The 14082-nt window shown below is 64.1% G+C and carries 13 protein-coding genes and 1 tRNA gene; 12 read left to right on the forward strand and 2 right to left on the reverse strand.

Annotated features, from left to right (window positions below):
- Nucleotides 1-71: 71 nt before the first annotated feature.
- From QQ977_RS12695 to QQ977_RS12730, 8 genes are all read left to right on the forward strand, one after another.
- A complete protein-coding gene (locus QQ977_RS12695; RefSeq protein WP_285926144.1) occupies nucleotides 72-1961 on the forward strand; it encodes an ABC transporter substrate-binding protein in 1890 nt (629 codons plus the stop codon).
- Nucleotides 1962-1991: 30 nt separating this feature from the next.
- Nucleotides 1992-2966, forward strand: coding sequence for an ABC transporter permease (locus QQ977_RS12700; protein ID WP_285926145.1), 975 nt, complete (start codon nucleotides 1992-1994; stop codon nucleotides 2964-2966).
- Nucleotides 2967-2968: 2 nt separating this feature from the next.
- Nucleotides 2969-4207: an ABC transporter permease gene (locus QQ977_RS12705; RefSeq protein WP_285926146.1), complete on the forward strand. Its 1239-nt coding sequence runs from the start codon at nucleotides 2969-2971 to the stop codon at nucleotides 4205-4207.
- A complete protein-coding gene (locus tag QQ977_RS12710; protein ID WP_285926147.1) occupies nucleotides 4204-5241 on the forward strand; it encodes an ABC transporter ATP-binding protein in 1038 nt (345 codons plus the stop codon). Before QQ977_RS12705 ends, QQ977_RS12710 begins: the two co-directional genes overlap by 4 nt.
- Complete coding sequence (locus QQ977_RS12715) at nucleotides 5238-6587, forward strand: ABC transporter ATP-binding protein (protein ID WP_285926148.1); 1350 nt, start codon at nucleotides 5238-5240, stop codon at nucleotides 6585-6587. The genes QQ977_RS12710 and QQ977_RS12715 overlap by 4 nt, the downstream gene beginning before the upstream one ends.
- Nucleotides 6588-6663: 76 nt before the next feature.
- Entirely contained in the window at nucleotides 6664-7938 is a 1275-nt protein-coding gene (locus tag QQ977_RS12720; protein ID WP_285926149.1) for a Single-stranded DNA binding protein, read from the forward strand.
- Nucleotides 7935-9467, forward strand: coding sequence for an RPA family protein (locus tag QQ977_RS12725; RefSeq protein ID WP_285926150.1), 1533 nt, complete (start codon nucleotides 7935-7937; stop codon nucleotides 9465-9467). Before QQ977_RS12720 ends, QQ977_RS12725 begins: the two co-directional genes overlap by 4 nt.
- 12 nt (nucleotides 9468-9479) lie before the next feature.
- Nucleotides 9480-10286 (forward strand): metallophosphoesterase, encoded by an 807-nt coding sequence (locus QQ977_RS12730; RefSeq protein WP_285926151.1) that lies wholly within the window; start codon nucleotides 9480-9482, stop codon nucleotides 10284-10286.
- Nucleotides 10287-10320: 34 nt separating this feature from the next.
- On the opposite strand, the gene QQ977_RS12735 is transcribed toward QQ977_RS12730, so the two are convergent.
- On the reverse strand, nucleotides 10321-10683 hold the full coding sequence (locus QQ977_RS12735; RefSeq protein ID WP_285926152.1) for a cupin domain-containing protein: 363 nt from the start codon (nucleotides 10681-10683) through the stop codon (nucleotides 10321-10323).
- Nucleotides 10684-10747: 64 nt separating this feature from the next.
- The gene (locus QQ977_RS12740) at nucleotides 10748-10915 is read right to left on the reverse strand and encodes a hypothetical protein (protein WP_285926153.1); all 168 of its coding nucleotides are present in this window, start codon (nucleotides 10913-10915) and stop codon (nucleotides 10748-10750) included.
- A gap of 109 nt (nucleotides 10916-11024) precedes the next feature.
- Between QQ977_RS12740 and QQ977_RS12745 the strand changes: the two genes are divergently transcribed.
- The 4 genes from QQ977_RS12745 to QQ977_RS12760 all read left to right on the forward strand — a co-directional run bounded on the left by QQ977_RS12745 (nucleotide 11025) and on the right by QQ977_RS12760 (nucleotide 13372).
- Complete coding sequence (locus QQ977_RS12745) at nucleotides 11025-11558, forward strand: cob(I)yrinic acid a,c-diamide adenosyltransferase (RefSeq protein ID WP_285926154.1); 534 nt, start codon at nucleotides 11025-11027, stop codon at nucleotides 11556-11558.
- Nucleotides 11559-11796: 238 nt separating this feature from the next.
- On the forward strand, nucleotides 11797-12042 hold the full coding sequence (locus tag QQ977_RS12750; RefSeq protein WP_285926155.1) for a DUF7553 family protein: 246 nt from the start codon (nucleotides 11797-11799) through the stop codon (nucleotides 12040-12042).
- A tRNA-Val gene (locus tag QQ977_RS12755) sits at nucleotides 12033-12107 on the forward strand. The genes QQ977_RS12750 and QQ977_RS12755 overlap by 10 nt, the downstream gene beginning before the upstream one ends.
- 314 nt (nucleotides 12108-12421) lie before the next feature.
- Nucleotides 12422-13372, forward strand: coding sequence for a hypothetical protein (locus QQ977_RS12760; protein WP_285926156.1), 951 nt, complete (start codon nucleotides 12422-12424; stop codon nucleotides 13370-13372).
- Nucleotides 13373-14082 lie beyond the last annotated feature (710 nt).

A 14082-nucleotide genomic window follows, 5' to 3' on the forward strand; every position in this document is an offset into this window, starting at 1 on the left:
AAGTTCCCGTCGTGATCAGATGGAACGTCGTGTCCGGCAGTTTTTCGTAGGTTCCCTCCTTTTAGCTGCGTATGTCACAGCAGATCGCTCGGCGGGACACGCGTTTCGGGACGAGCCGGCGACAGTGGTTGGCGATGCTCGGTGGTGGGAGTGCGATGGCACTGGCCGGCTGTCTCGGCGACGACGGAACGGGCGAGGCCGACGGCGAGGTGCCGATCGACCACGACGAGACGCCGGAGGAGCTGCCGGCCGTCTCCGGGTCGTACGACACGAACACTCCCGCGTCATTCGAGACGCTGAATCCGATCTATAACACCGAGTCGGGTGCCGGAACGGCGATCGGCAGGGCGCTCGACCAGGGATACACGTTCGACGCGAACGACGAGCTCGTTCCGTTGCTGTACGACCTCTGGACGGACGACAACGAGGTCTGGGTGTTCGAACTCCGGGACACCCTCGAGTTCAGCGATCCGTACGGCCAGGTGACCGCCGACGACTTCGTCTACCTGATCCAGGAACTCCACCAGGCCGACTGGGCGGCGACGGCAAACGCGGTGGACTGGGCCGACGTCACCGTCGTCGAGACCGGCGACCTCGAGTTCCAGGCCGAGCTGCCGAGTCCGTCCCCACTGTATCCGGAGTCGTTCGACCCGCTCGAGTACCCGATCCCCAGGGAGCTGGTCGAACCGTACGTCGAGGACGAAGACCTCGAGGGGCTGCAGCAAAACGACGAACTGCTCGAGTTGACGTTCACCGGCAACCTCGGTCCGTACGTCCTCGAGGAGTGGGACCGCGGGTCGGGAACGACCTACAGCCGCAACGACGACTACTATCTGCAAGACTACGCCGACGAGCTCTCGCCGTGGTTCGAGAACGCGCCGTACTTCGAGGAGGCCTCGATCGATATCGTCGAGGAACAGTCCTCCCGGCTCGGCCAACTCGAGACGGGCGAGGTAGACGCGACCGGCATTCCGCCGGAGCGGTTCCAGGAGTTCGACGAGGATCCGACCGTCAGGGTGCTCGAGATCTTACAGCCGTTCAACCAGATCATGGCGATGAACATGCGCGACAACGGCTGGAACGCGGGACCCGGCAACCTGTTTCGGATCGTCGAGTTCCGACAGGCGATCTCCGCCGCCATCGACAGAGAAGAGATCATCGAGGGCGTCTATCGTGGCACTGCGGAAGAACACCACACCTGGCAGCCGGCGTGGTCGGAGTGGTACCCCGGCGAGGACGCGATCACGAAATTCGGCGTCGGCGATACGTACGGCGAGGCGGTCGCCCGCGACCTCGCCGAGGACGCGTTCGCACAGTCGGCGTACGACTACCAGTTCGACGGCGACGAGCTCGTCACGCCCGACGGTGACCAGGTCGTACTCGATCTGCATCACAGCGCCGGCCAGGAGACCGAACAGCTCTACGCCGAGGTCATCGCGGACGAACTCGAGGCGAACCTCGGGATCGAGGTCGAGGTCGAGCCGATCGACGGCGTACGGTTCGCCCAGGACTTCTGGACCGCCGATCCGGTCGGGGGGACGGACGAGGTCCGTGGCGAGGAGGTCAGCTGGGACGGGATCGCCAACCCGAACAATCCCGGGCCGCGGGACGTGACCTCGGACGAAGCCTGGGACATGTCCGTCGTACTCGGACTGAACACCTACCCGCGAAATCCGCTGACCAATCAGGCGTTTTTCAACGGGGCGAACGCCCGCTACAACCCGACCGGCTGGTATCCCGAGTTCGACGCCGCGGGACTGATGCAGGAGGCACTGACGGCGACGACCGAGGAGGAAATCGCAGACGCGATGGAGGAGCTGTTCGTCCGCATCTCAGAGGAACAGCCCTACATCATGCTGGTGTTCGGCCCCGACATCACCGGCTACAACCCGGACCTTCGCGGACCGATCACGGCGTTTTCGAACGGCTGGGACTTCGCTGCGTGGCACCTCGAGGAGTGAGACGATGACGGGCGATAGGGAAACGCGACCATGGGACTGACACGGTACGTCGCTGCACGGCTCGCCTGGGCGGTCGTCGTCTCGCTGATCATCGTCACGATCGCGTTCGTCTTGCTCTCGTTCGCGCCGGACCCGAACGTCCAGCAGGCGGCGACCCAGGCCGCACTCGAGGGCGGCGATCCCGAGGCGGCCGCGGAGCGAGTCGAACAGCTACGCGGGCTCGACCAGCCGATGCACGTCCGGTACGTGGACTTCGTGACGGGCGTGTACACGCTCGAGTGGGGCTGGTCCGACAGTCGCAACCAGCCGGTGACCGAGGCGTTGCTGGAGTCGCTGTACTATACGGCGCAGTACTCGATCCCCTGGACGATCCTGACGTTGCTTCTCGGGCCGCTGGTCGGCGTCTACTCGGCGGCCAACATGTACAGCTGGCGCGACCACGCCGTGACGGGCTTCGTCTTCGCCGGCTACGCGATGCCGAATTTCTTCTTCGCACTCGTGTTGTTGCTCGTGTTCGGGATCTGGCTCGAGTGGATTCCGGTGGTCTACCAGACCGGGGTGCCCGTGTTCAGCCTCGCAAACGCCATACAGCTGATACTGCCGGTGTTCGTCCTCGTGACGGGGTCGCTCGCCGCGACGGCACGGGTCGCCAGAAACGAGTCGGCCGAGTTCATCAACGCCGAGTTCATGAAGACGGCGAAAGCGAAGGGCGTCTCGCCGTTCCGTGCCTACGCCTACCACGTCATGCGCCCGACGATGGTACCGCTGTCGACGACGCTCGTCGGACAGTTGCTCGCGCTCTTTTGGGGGTCGTCGCTGCTCGTCGAGGTCATCTTCGGCATTCCGGGTCTCGGACGGACGACCTTCGACGCGGTGATCGCACAGGATACGAACCTCGTCCTCGGGGCGACGCTTACGTTCACGTTTATCGCCGTGGTCGGGAACCTGATCGAGGACGTCGCCTTCACCGTTCTCGACCCGCGGATCAGCTACGACGACAGGTAACTATGGCAACGAAAAAACCGGACCAATTCGATCAGGTCGACTGGGACGAGCTTTCGACCGGAACGCGAACCAGACTCTCGCTCAACACCAAACTGGCGGCGCTTACGGTCATTCCGGTGCTCGCCCTCTCGCTGTACGACTGGCAGTTCGTCGGTCCACGCGAGACGATCGCCGAGCAGCTGGGTGCGCCGTTCGGACTCGCCGGTGTCGTCGAGACGGCGGGGCTCGCGTTCGATCCCGACCCGGTCGATTACATGTTCGCGGTGACGTTGCTGCTGTTTCTGTGGTACATCGTCGTGCCGATGGTACAGAATCCGCGGCTGACGACGTACTACTGGAACGAGTTCAAGCGAAACCGGCCGGCGGTGGCGAGTCTCGTCTGGCTCGGGTTCGTCTTCGTCGGTGGGTTGCTCGGCCCGCTGTTCGTCGACGAGCCGGCGACGAACGTCCGGGAGGGCCACCAGCCGCCGGCGTTCTGGGAGATCAACGCGGCACACACCGGCCAGTGCGTCGGCGACGTCGTCGACGGGGCCTGTCAGGGAACCTGGCAGTATCCGCTGGGGACGACGCGAGCCGGCGAGGACGTCTTCGCGTACGTCGTCCACGGGATGACGGTCAGCATGCAGATCGCGTTCATCGTGACGTTCATCGTCGTCGTCGTCGGTATCTCGGTCGGAACGATCAGCGCGTACGCCGGCGGCTGGGTCGACGAGTTGTTGATGCGCGCCACCGACGTCGTGCTCTCGTTTCCGACGCTCATCATGTTCCTGCTGATCGTGTACATCTACGGCACGACACTCGGCGTGTTCATCATCATCTTCGCCGCCTTCGGCTGGGGCGGAACGGCGCGATACGTCCGGAGCAAGGCGCTTTCGGTCTCCGAAGCGGAATTCATCAAGGCGAGCAAGATGAGCGGCGCGAGCCTCCCGCGGGTAGTCGTCCGTCACGTGATCCCGAACACGGCAAGCAGCATCATCACGCAGCTGACGCTTCTCATTCCCGGATTCTTGCTGTTCGAAGCCCAGCTCGCATTCCTCGAACTCGGCGCGGACGTTCCCTCGTGGGGACGGCTCATCGAGGCCGGGCGACACGACCTGTCGTTCGCGCCGTGGATCGTGCTCGTGCCGGGGTTCGTCCTCTTTCTGACGATTCTTGCCTTCAACTTCGTCGGTGACGCGCTGCTCGACGCGTTGAACCCCGAAGCGAACGCGGAAGTCGACAGAACGGAGGCGATCGAATGAGCGGGAACGATACGTTGTTGGCCGTCGAAGATCTCACGACGACGTTCGAGACCGAGTCGGGGCGGCTCGTCGCCGCAGACGGCGTCGACTTTGAGGTCGACCGCGGTGAGACGGTCTGTATCGTCGGCGAATCCGGCTCCGGCAAGACCGTCGCGACGGAGTCGATCACGCGACTCGTCGCGGAACCGCCCGGACGCGTCGAGGGGTCGGTTCGCTTCGACGGCCAGGAGCTTACGGAACGAAGCGACGAAGAACTCCGAGACGTTCGCGGAAACCGGATCGCTCACGTCTTCCAGAATCCACAGGAGGCGATGAACCACTGTTACAGCGTCGGCTGGCAACTCGTCGAGGCGATCCAGGTCCACGACGACGTCTCCGAGGAGCGGGCCCGGGCGCGAGCGGTCGAGTTGCTCGATCGGGTCGGCATCGCGAACGCGAGCACGCGGATCGACGACTACCCCCACGAGTTCTCCGGCGGCCAGAAACAGCGGCTCATGATCGCGATGGCGCTCGTCACCAACCCAGACCTGCTCGTCGCCGACGAGCCGACGACCGCCCTCGACGTGACCGTCCAGGCACAGATTCTCGATCTGCTCTCCGAGCTCCAAACCGAGCTGAACATGGGGCTGTTGTTCGTCACCCACGACTTAGGCGTCGTCGCAGAGATCGCTGATCGGGTCGTCGTGTTGTACGCCGGCAAGGTGATGGAACGCGGTGACGTCTACGACGTCTTCGACCGGCCCGCCCACCCCTACACGCGGGAACTGCTCGCGTGTCTCCCCGGCAGGGGCGAGACGCTTGCAGGCATCCCAGGTTCGCTGCCGGATCCGACGGATCCGCCGGACGGCTGTCGGTTCGCCGATCGGTGCGAACACGCACGCGAGGCGTGTACGGTCGGCGACCAGCCCCCGGAACGGACGATCGAGCCGGGCCATGCCGTCTCCTGTGTCTACTACGGGCCGGAGTACGACGACGCGGTCGTCAGCTCCGAGCTCGATCGGCCGGGGCCGAACGACCCGGAGGTGAACCGATGAGTCCCGAGCCGTTGCTCTCCGTCCGAAACCTGAAAAAGTATTACCCGATCACACGCGGGCTGCTCTCGCGACGGGTCGGATCGGTGAAAGCGGTCGACGGCGTCAGCTTCGACATCTACCCCGGCGAGACGCTGGGGCTCGTCGGAGAGAGCGGCTGTGGCAAGTCCACGGCCGCGGAGACGATCGTCAGACTCGAGGAGCCGACCGACGGAAAGGTGATCTTCAACGGGGGCGGCCGCGACGGATCGACACCCAGCACCGACGGTACACGTCCGCATCCAAACGACGTAACCGAGTTCGACGCGGCGGAACTGACGGCGTTTCGTCGGGACGTCCAGATGATCTTCCAGGATCCGTCCTCGAGTTTCGACCCGCGGATGACCGTCGGCGGATCGATCGCGGAGCTGTTGTACGTCCACGGGATGACCGACCGACACAGACGACGGGCGATCGTCGAGGACCTCCTTGAGCGCGTCGGCCTCTCGGCGTCGGACTACGACCGGTACCCACACGAGTTCTCCGGCGGCCAGAAACAACGGATCGCACTCGCCCGCGCGCTCGTTCTCAACCCCGAACTCGTCGTCGCCGACGAGCCGGTCTCCGCGCTCGACGTCTCCGTCCAGGCGGAAGTGCTCGCGCTGATCGACGATCTCCAGCGGGAGTTCGACCTGTCGGTGCTTTTTATCAGCCACGACATGGCCGTCGTTCGGGAGATCTGTGACCGCGTCGCGGTGATGTATCTGGGCGAGATCGTCGAGATCGGCGACACCGAGGCGGTGTTTTCGAACCCACAGCACCCGTACACGGAGGCGCTGGTCTCTGCGGTGCCGACGCCCGACCCGCACGCGAGCCGCGAGAGCATCGAACTGCGTGGACCCGTCCCCGAACCGTCCGACCCGCCGAGTGGCTGCCGGTTTCACACCCGCTGTCATAGGGTCGTCCAGCCCGAGGGCCTCGACCTCGAGCAGTCACACTGGCGCGGACTGTTGACTCTTCGAGCGGAGCTCGAATCCGGCACGCTCGAGGTTGCGAAGTTCCGCCGGAGCGCCACGGAAGACGAGCCCGACTCGACAGAACGGGACGATAGTGCCGTCAGACGGCGGATCCGAGCCGAGTTCGGGCTCCCGGAGACGCTCTCGGATCCGGACGCCGAACGAACGCTCACGCAGGCGTTGAGACGGCTCGTCGACGACGACGGCGACCGCGCCGCAGAACTGCTCGCCGAACGGTTCGTGACGCCGTGTGAGACGACCGAACCGGCGGTTACCGATCACGGGGACGGACACGGATCGGCCTGCATCCGCCACCGCGACGAACACCGATCGATCGAACAGGTCTCGAAGTGACGCGGCCGACGCGACGACGAGCACCCCGCCCCGCCCCGCGGCAACGCTTTTTAAGGCCCCGGACGAAAAGCCGGTGATGGATCTCGACAACCATGCCGAGGAACTCGCCTCCGACCTCGGTGTCGACAAAGAGGAGGTCAAAGCGGACTTATCGAACCTCGTCGAGTACAGCGTGCCGATCGACGAGGCCAAAGGGAGCTTGCGACGCAAGTACGGCGACGACACGGGAAGTGGCGGGACGACGCCGTCGACGGTCGACGTCGCCGAGATTACGTCCGACTCGAGTGCGGTGACGGTCACCGCACGGGTGTTGACGGCGGGGAAGCGATCCATCCGCTACCAGGGCTCGGATCACGTCATCGTCGAAGGACGACTCGCCGACGAGACGGGGGTCATCGACTACACCGCCTGGGAGGAGTTCGGCCTCTCGCCGGGCGATACGATCACGATCGGCAACGCCTCCGTCCGGGAGTGGGACGGTGAGCCCGAACTCAACCTCGGCGAGAGCACGTCGGTGTCGTTCGCCGACGAGGAACTCGCAGTACCCTACGAGATCGGCGGCGAAGCCGACCTCGCCGACCTCGAGACGGGCGACCGCGCACGGACCGTCGAAGTGCAGGTCCTCGAGTGCGACCGTCGGACGATCGACGGCCGGGACGGCGAGACCGAGATTCAAAGCGGCGTTTTCGGCGACGAGAGCGGCCGACTCCCCTTTACGTGCTGGGAGCCCGATCCTCTCCTCGAAGAGGGCGCGACCGTCCGGATCGAGAACGCTTACGTCCGGGAGTTCCGGGGCGTTCCCGAGGTCAACGTCTCCTCGTTCTCGACGGTCGCTCCCCTCGAACGTGAGGTCGACGTCGGCAGCGACGCCACGGCGATGGCGATCGGCGAGGCGGTCGCGACCGGCGGCGTCTACGACGTCGAACTCGTCGGCAGCGTGCTCGCGGTGCGAGACGGCTCCGGATTGATCCAGCGCTGTCCCAAGTGCAACCGGGTCATCCAGAAAGGACAGTGTCGAACCCACGGCGACGTCGACGGCGTCGACGACCTTCGGGTGAAAGCGATTCTGGACGACGGCACCGGCACCGTCACCGCCGTCCTCGACGACGAACTCACCGAGTCAGTCTACGGCGGGACCCTCGAGGACGCCTTAGAACAGGCCCGCGAGGCGATGGACCAGGAAGTCGTCGCCGACACGATCCGAGACCGAATCGTCGGCCGGGAGTACCGTGCGCGTGGACACCTCTCGGTCGACGAGTACGGCGCGAACGTAGACGTGAGCAGCTTCGCGGAGTGTGACGACGATCCGGCCGCGCGTGCGGCGGCCTTCCTCGAGGAGGTAGAGACATGAGCGCGAACGGCGAGGGTGGTGGCCGGGAGATCGCCTACCGGCTCTTTGCCGCCGAGTACGACGACGCGACGCTTTCACACACCGAAAGCGACGAGGAACGCGCGCCGAACTACGTCGTTACGCCGACGGGCGCGCGGATCAATCGGCTGTTCGTCGTCGGCACCTTGACGGAGGTCTCGCGAGTCAACGAGGAGATGGTTCGGGCCCGCGTCGTCGATCCGACGGGGGCGTTCGTCGTCTATGCCGGCCAGTACCAGCCCGACGAACTCGCCTTCTTAGAGCGGGCCGAGCCGCCATCGTTCGTCGCCGTCACCGGAAAAGCCCGCACGTTCGAACCCGACGACGGCGACCGGGTCTACACCTCGGTTCGTCCCGAAAGCATCGCGACCGTCGACGCCGACACCCGCGACCGCTGGGTCGTCGGCGCGGCCGAACAGACCCTCGAGCGGGTCGCGACCTACGCCCACGCCGCGGGACTCGAAGCGTCCGGCGGCGGCCTCGCCGATGCCTTGCTCGAGGCCGGTCTCGAGGACGGACTGGCACACGGTATTCCACTCGCACAGGATCACTACGGGACGACGCCGGCGTACCTCGAGGGGCTTCGCGAGCTGGCGGTCGACGCGGTTCGGGTCGTCGCCGGCGATCGCGATCAGGTCGAGCCGTTCGATCTCGGACCGGCCGATACGAGTGCCGACGCGTCGTCGTTCGCGACGCTCGCGCGGACGGGCGATCGTGAATCGGACGAGACGCGTTCCGAGCCATCGGACGAGACGCGTTCCGAGCCGATACCGGCCGGTGGCGTCGCCGAGACGACCGGCGAAACCGAGCCCGAGACCGAGACGACCGACGACGCCCCGGCGGTCGAGACGAGCCCTGACGCGACCGACGAGGAGCCATCCAGCGTGGTGACCGCTGGCGACGGCTCGAGCATCGACGAGGAGTCGCCGTTCGGAGTGGACGAGAGCGAAGACGACGCAGACGAGGACGAACTCGGCGACTTCGAAACTGGCGGCCTCGACGACGAGATGTACGAGATGGACGACGAGGAACGCGAGGAGCTCGAAGCGAAGTTCGGCGCGGAGTTCGCGACAGGAGCTGAACTCGACGAACCGGGCGAGGCGGACATCGACGTTCCCGAACCCGACGAGGCGGACATCGACGTTCCCGAACCCGACGAGGAGATCGCTACGGACGACGACGCCGACGAAACCGACGCTGCCTTCGAGGGCGATCTCGAGGACGCGTCGGAAGACGGCAGCGACACCGAATCCGACGTCGAAGACGAGTCCGATGTAGAACCCGCTGTCGACGACGAACCAGCTGTCGACGACGAGATCGACCTCCAGTCGGCCGTCGTCGAGACGATGACCGACCTCGACGACGGCGACGGTGCCGACCGCGAGGCGGTGATCGCCACGGTCGTCGACGAGACCGACGCGAGCGCGGACGACGTCGAGGAGGCGATCCAGAACGCCCTGATGAGCGGGCGCTGTTTCGAACCCGACGACGACACCCTGAAGGCGATCTGACCGCGTGATCGCATGAGCCGGAATCGACGGTCCGCCTCACCGATTCTCGAGCCAGTTCCCGACGAACCAGCGGCCGTCGCCGACCTCGGAGCCGAACGGGCGCTCGTGATCGCCGACTACCACGCCGGCTACGAGGCCGGCCTGCGATACGAGCGCGGTCTCGAGGTGCCGAGTCGCGCCGACGAGCGCCGCGAGCGTCTGCGTTCGTTGCTCGAGCGAACCGGCGTCGACCGGCTTCTCGTCCTCGGCGACCTGATGCACTCGATCGGCGACCCCGGCGGGGCAGAACGGGGCGAACTCGAGGTGTTGTTCGAGTCGCTGCCGGCAGACGTCGGCGTGACGCTCGTGAAAGGCAACCACGACGGAGCGATCGAGACGTGGCTCGATCCCGACGGGGCCGAACGTCGACAGCGTGACGTGACCGTCGTCTCCGGGGACGGAACGCGAGTTGGGTCACTCGGTATCTGTCACGGCCACACCTGGCCCGCACCCGAGGTGCTCGCGGCCGACGTCGTCTGTCTCGGTCACGAACATCCCTGCGTTCGCCTCGAGGACGAGGTCGGGGGCCGTCGCGTCGAACCCGTCTGGCTGCGCGGACAGCTCGATCCGACACCGTTCGCGGATGAGTACGACGAGATGACGTTCGCCGACGGCCCACCTCGGCTCGTCGTCGTGCCGGCGTTCAACGACCTCGTCGGCGGGACCTGGGTGAACGTCTCTGAGCAGTCGTTTCTCGCGCCGTTTCTCCCCGACGGGCTCGACGCGGGCGAGGCGTACCTGCTCGACGGGACGCGGCTGGGCCCGTACCGAAGTGTTTGATCTCCCGACGCGTTTCCCGTCTCCGGGACGTCGATCACTCCTCGAGAATGCCGTCGTCTTTCACGTTCGGCGCGCCGACGACGAGTACCGTCCCGTCCTCGCGAGCCGCGAGCTGTCGCCAGGGTTCGGGCGGAACGAGCAAGCAGTCGTCCCTCCCGAGTTCGACGACCGATCGGTCGTCGTCTCGTTCGATCGTCACGTCGAATCGGCCCTCGAGGACGACGTACAGCTCTTCCTGTTCGTCCTGGCGGTGGTAGGCGTTTTCCTCGCCGGCCTCGTACTCCCAGACGGCCGGTCGCATCCGCTCGGCCTGGAGGTCGTAGCCGATCGACCGCAGCGTCGGTCCGTCCTCGAACTCGCGTGCTTCGGCGTTCTCGAGTGATACTTTCGTGTACATACGCCGGCGTTCGTCGGGCGTCGTGAAAAAATCACGCCCGGTATCTGGCCGCGCTCGAGTCGACTCAGGCGGGCGTCTCGCTCGAGTCGATCCCGTCGATCCGGACGAAGCCGTACTCGCAGTCGACGCAGTGCCACTTCACTTTCTCGCCGAGGTGAACCGTCGTACTCGCTACACGGTAGAAGGTGTCGGCACCGCACTCCGGACACTCGTGCTCGAGTTCGTGAGCCATACCGGGAGTCGAACCCGAATCGAGTTCAAGGTACTGATTTACCCCACAGGCGGTCGATCGTCTTCCGATCGACATCGGAGTTAAGTGACGAGCCTGCGTCCGCTCGAGCATGACGATCTACACCGGCCGCGGTGACGAAGGACAGACCGATCTCCGAGATATGACCCGGGTTTCGAAAGCGAGTCATCGCATCGAGGCCTACGGCGCGGTCGACGAACTCAACGCGTTGCTCGGAACCGTCCGGCCGACGGGATACGAGGACGTCGACGACCGCCTCGAGGCGATCCAGAACCACCTCCACGTCGTCCAGGCGGACTTCGCGAACCCCGAAGCCGGCGACGACGATCCGGTCGTCGAGTCCGACCACGTCGAGACGATCGAAGACTGGATCGACGAGTACGACGAGGAACTCGAGCCGCTAACGTCGTTTATCCTTCCGACGGGAAGCGACCACGGCGCACGGCTCCATCACGCACGCACCGTCTGTCGTCGTGCCGAGCGACGGGCGGTAGCGCTCGCGTCCGAAGAGCCGGTCAACCAGCAGGCGATCGAGTACCTGAACCGGCTGTCGGACGGGCTGTTCACGCTCGCTCGCGTCGTCAACAAACGCGACGGCGAACCCGAAGACGAGCCGTCCTACTGAGATCGGCGACCACGCCGACGAGCGCGTCGGCTCCCTCGGAATCTGCTTCGACCGGCTCCTTCCTCGAACGTTCACTCCGTGGGCAGCGACCGCTGATCGACGTATCCGGACCCTCGGCTCACTGACGAAACGCCGTCTCGAGCGATGGCAGCGACGCGAGGGGCCGTCTGCGGCCACGACCTATCCTGTCCTTTGACACCGGTCTTTATTTGCGTGGTACAGACTCCCATCCGGATCCATGAACAAGCACTTCGAAGACGCCTGGTACTACCTCACCCGCGCCAGCGAACACGCCAGACTCGGCCTCGAAGAACAGCTCGAGCCGGTCACGACGAAATTCCGCGAGCTGAGCGGCCACGAACCCGAACCCGAACCGGACCGTCTCGAGGCATTGCTCGCAGACGCTCGAGGACGTGATCGCGTGGGATTTTCGAAAGGAAGGCTTAAGTTGGACCGTCAGGTACCGTCGAACGCGGGTTGGTGATCTAGTCCGGTTATGATACCTCCTTCACACGGAGGAAGTCGGCAGTTCAAATCTGCCCCAACCCACTCGTAATTTAATCGAAGTTGAATCACGCGACGGCGGTTGATTCGAGGGGATACGCCCCCTGTTCTCGCGGTGCATTGATGCGCTCGATGCACGATCGTATGAGCGACCATCCAGCCGGGTAGCGAATCGTTTGAAGGAGCAGTCCCATAAACCCCGACGATCGGTTAGGGTCGAGAGCAACGACGCACCCCCGGACTCGGTGCGTGCCGCGACGATCGTTCCCCGAGCGAGAGTAAGCGACGACGGTCCAAACCAAGCGCACCCCCACCCCGGGGTAGGGGGTTCTATGCGCCACCAAAACGTACAGTAAGTAATGACAGACCCGACCGAACACTCCCCCGAAGACGTCGAATCGATGGAGCACTACGAACGCCAGCAAATCGCCGGTCAATACGGGGTAGACGCGAATCTCTCCGGGGACGAGTTACTAACAGAATTGAAAAACGCCGTGCGGGAACCAACGCCAGGAGTCGCCAGTCAGTACTCCCGCGAGGACATCGAGAGCATGGAGTACTACGACTGGCAAGCACTCGCGCCCGATCTTGGTGTTGAGCCGAATCAGTCCCCAAACGAACTCGAAGAGCAGCTGCTAGACGCAGTCGAGAGCAGTGAGAGCAGCGACGACGAGAACGACGAGGCGCAACCCGAGGCACAGGACGAACCCGTTGAGGACGCGCGTGAGAGCGACGACGATGAGAAGGAACCGGTCGAGACTGAGCAAGCAGAGTTGGTCGCGTGGGAGCGTGACGAACCCGAGAATGAGATCGATTACGAGTCACTACGTTTCGAACCCGAGACCGACGACGAAGAAATCGATACGCGAGTAGACATCGATATCGCAGATTACTACGACGACTCACCTACTGAAGACGCAAGACAGGGCAGTGACGAGACGGACGGGGAAGGCAACGGGGTAGCGAGAGTAGCGAGAAAGCTTAGAGTCGAAGGTGAGACGCGTCACTTGAGGAAAGAGTGCATCACGTGCGCGTCGCCCGCGACGATTCACTACGGTGATGAGAAAGCGCTGTGCGAAGGGTGCAACACGATCTACCCGATTGACTCGCTCGCACCGAACCGTGACAACAACGACGACGAGCAGGAACCGGTCGAGCACCAAGGTGGAATCGAGAGCGAATGCCCGTCTTGTGAAGGGCGAGTGACTTGCGCCGGTGCGCGCGCCGTGTGCCGCGAGTGCCAGTCAATCTTCCGAGTCGATCGAGAGAGTGACGATGAACTGACTCTCGCAGACGCGTTCTCAGCGTAAGCGCACCCCCACCCCCCGGGGGAGGGGGTAGAATTACTGATTATACTACTATCATAGACCCCGTTTTTGGAAGATAATGACCCTAAACACCCCCTTCAAACCACCGTTCCGACGCGTCAAAATCGTTTAGAAGTGTTCTAAAGCTCTTAGCAACAGCGCCATCAACCCCGTTAACCCCCACCCCGGGGGTACCCCCACCCCCGGGGAGGGGTGTAGTTAGTGCACGTTTTGTCCAGAAATCAGCGAGTGAACCAGTGACGACGCGAAACCGACGACGGCGTTATAGTGAGAGCGAACAAGTCGTGCAGAGAGCGGCGAAAGTAGTTGACCCGTGACCGAACGTTTTGTCCAGAGTCGAGTCGTGGCCGCACGGGGAATTGTCGTCGGTGAGTCGATCATGCAGTGACGGATCGATTGGTGACGGCGGCTAGGGTACCCTCACCAGCACCCTCCCCACCAAAAACGCAAGAAGGCGTACGGGTCGAGTGAGGGTGGCTAGGGTGGTTAGGGTGGAGACCAAGGGTATCCCTATCTTTACCCTTCTATGATCTTATGTTCTTGTTTTAGTTCTTACCTCTTCATTTCCAGCTTCTGAATTTACCCTAGCCACCCTAACCACCTACCAGTTATCCTTACGCCGTATGGCGATTTTAGTGGGGAGGGTAGTGGAAAGGGTACCCTCTCCACCCTCTCCATCGACTCGGTGAATA

Source organism: Natrialbaceae archaeon AArc-T1-2, assembly GCF_030273315.1.
GTDB lineage: Archaea > Halobacteriota > Halobacteria > Halobacteriales > Natrialbaceae > Tc-Br11-E2g1.

Bases quoted from the DNA above. Each gene is read 5' to 3' on its own strand.
- QQ977_RS12745 (WP_285926154.1), top strand. From the start codon at position 11,025: ATGACGATCTACACCGGCCGCGGTGACGAAGGACAGACCGATCTCCGA.
- QQ977_RS12695 (WP_285926144.1), top strand. From the start codon at position 72: ATGTCACAGCAGATCGCTCGGCGGGACACGCGTTTCGGGACGAGCCGG.
- QQ977_RS12700 (WP_285926145.1), top strand. From the start codon at position 1,992: ATGGGACTGACACGGTACGTCGCTGCACGGCTCGCCTGGGCGGTCGTC.
- QQ977_RS12735 (WP_285926152.1), bottom strand. From the start codon at position 10,683: ATGTACACGAAAGTATCACTCGAGAACGCCGAAGCACGCGAGTTCGAG.
- QQ977_RS12730 (WP_285926151.1), top strand. From the start codon at position 9,480: ATGAGCCGGAATCGACGGTCCGCCTCACCGATTCTCGAGCCAGTTCCC.
- QQ977_RS12740 (WP_285926153.1), bottom strand. From the start codon at position 10,915: ATGGCTCACGAACTCGAGCACGAGTGTCCGGAGTGCGGTGCCGACACC.
- QQ977_RS12705 (WP_285926146.1), top strand. From the start codon at position 2,969: ATGGCAACGAAAAAACCGGACCAATTCGATCAGGTCGACTGGGACGAG.
- QQ977_RS12750 (WP_285926155.1), top strand. From the start codon at position 11,797: ATGAACAAGCACTTCGAAGACGCCTGGTACTACCTCACCCGCGCCAGC.
- QQ977_RS12710 (WP_285926147.1), top strand. From the start codon at position 4,204: ATGAGCGGGAACGATACGTTGTTGGCCGTCGAAGATCTCACGACGACG.
- QQ977_RS12720 (WP_285926149.1), top strand. From the start codon at position 6,664: ATGGATCTCGACAACCATGCCGAGGAACTCGCCTCCGACCTCGGTGTC.
- QQ977_RS12725 (WP_285926150.1), top strand. From the start codon at position 7,935: ATGAGCGCGAACGGCGAGGGTGGTGGCCGGGAGATCGCCTACCGGCTC.
- QQ977_RS12760 (WP_285926156.1), top strand. From the start codon at position 12,422: ATGACAGACCCGACCGAACACTCCCCCGAAGACGTCGAATCGATGGAG.
- QQ977_RS12715 (WP_285926148.1), top strand. From the start codon at position 5,238: ATGAGTCCCGAGCCGTTGCTCTCCGTCCGAAACCTGAAAAAGTATTAC.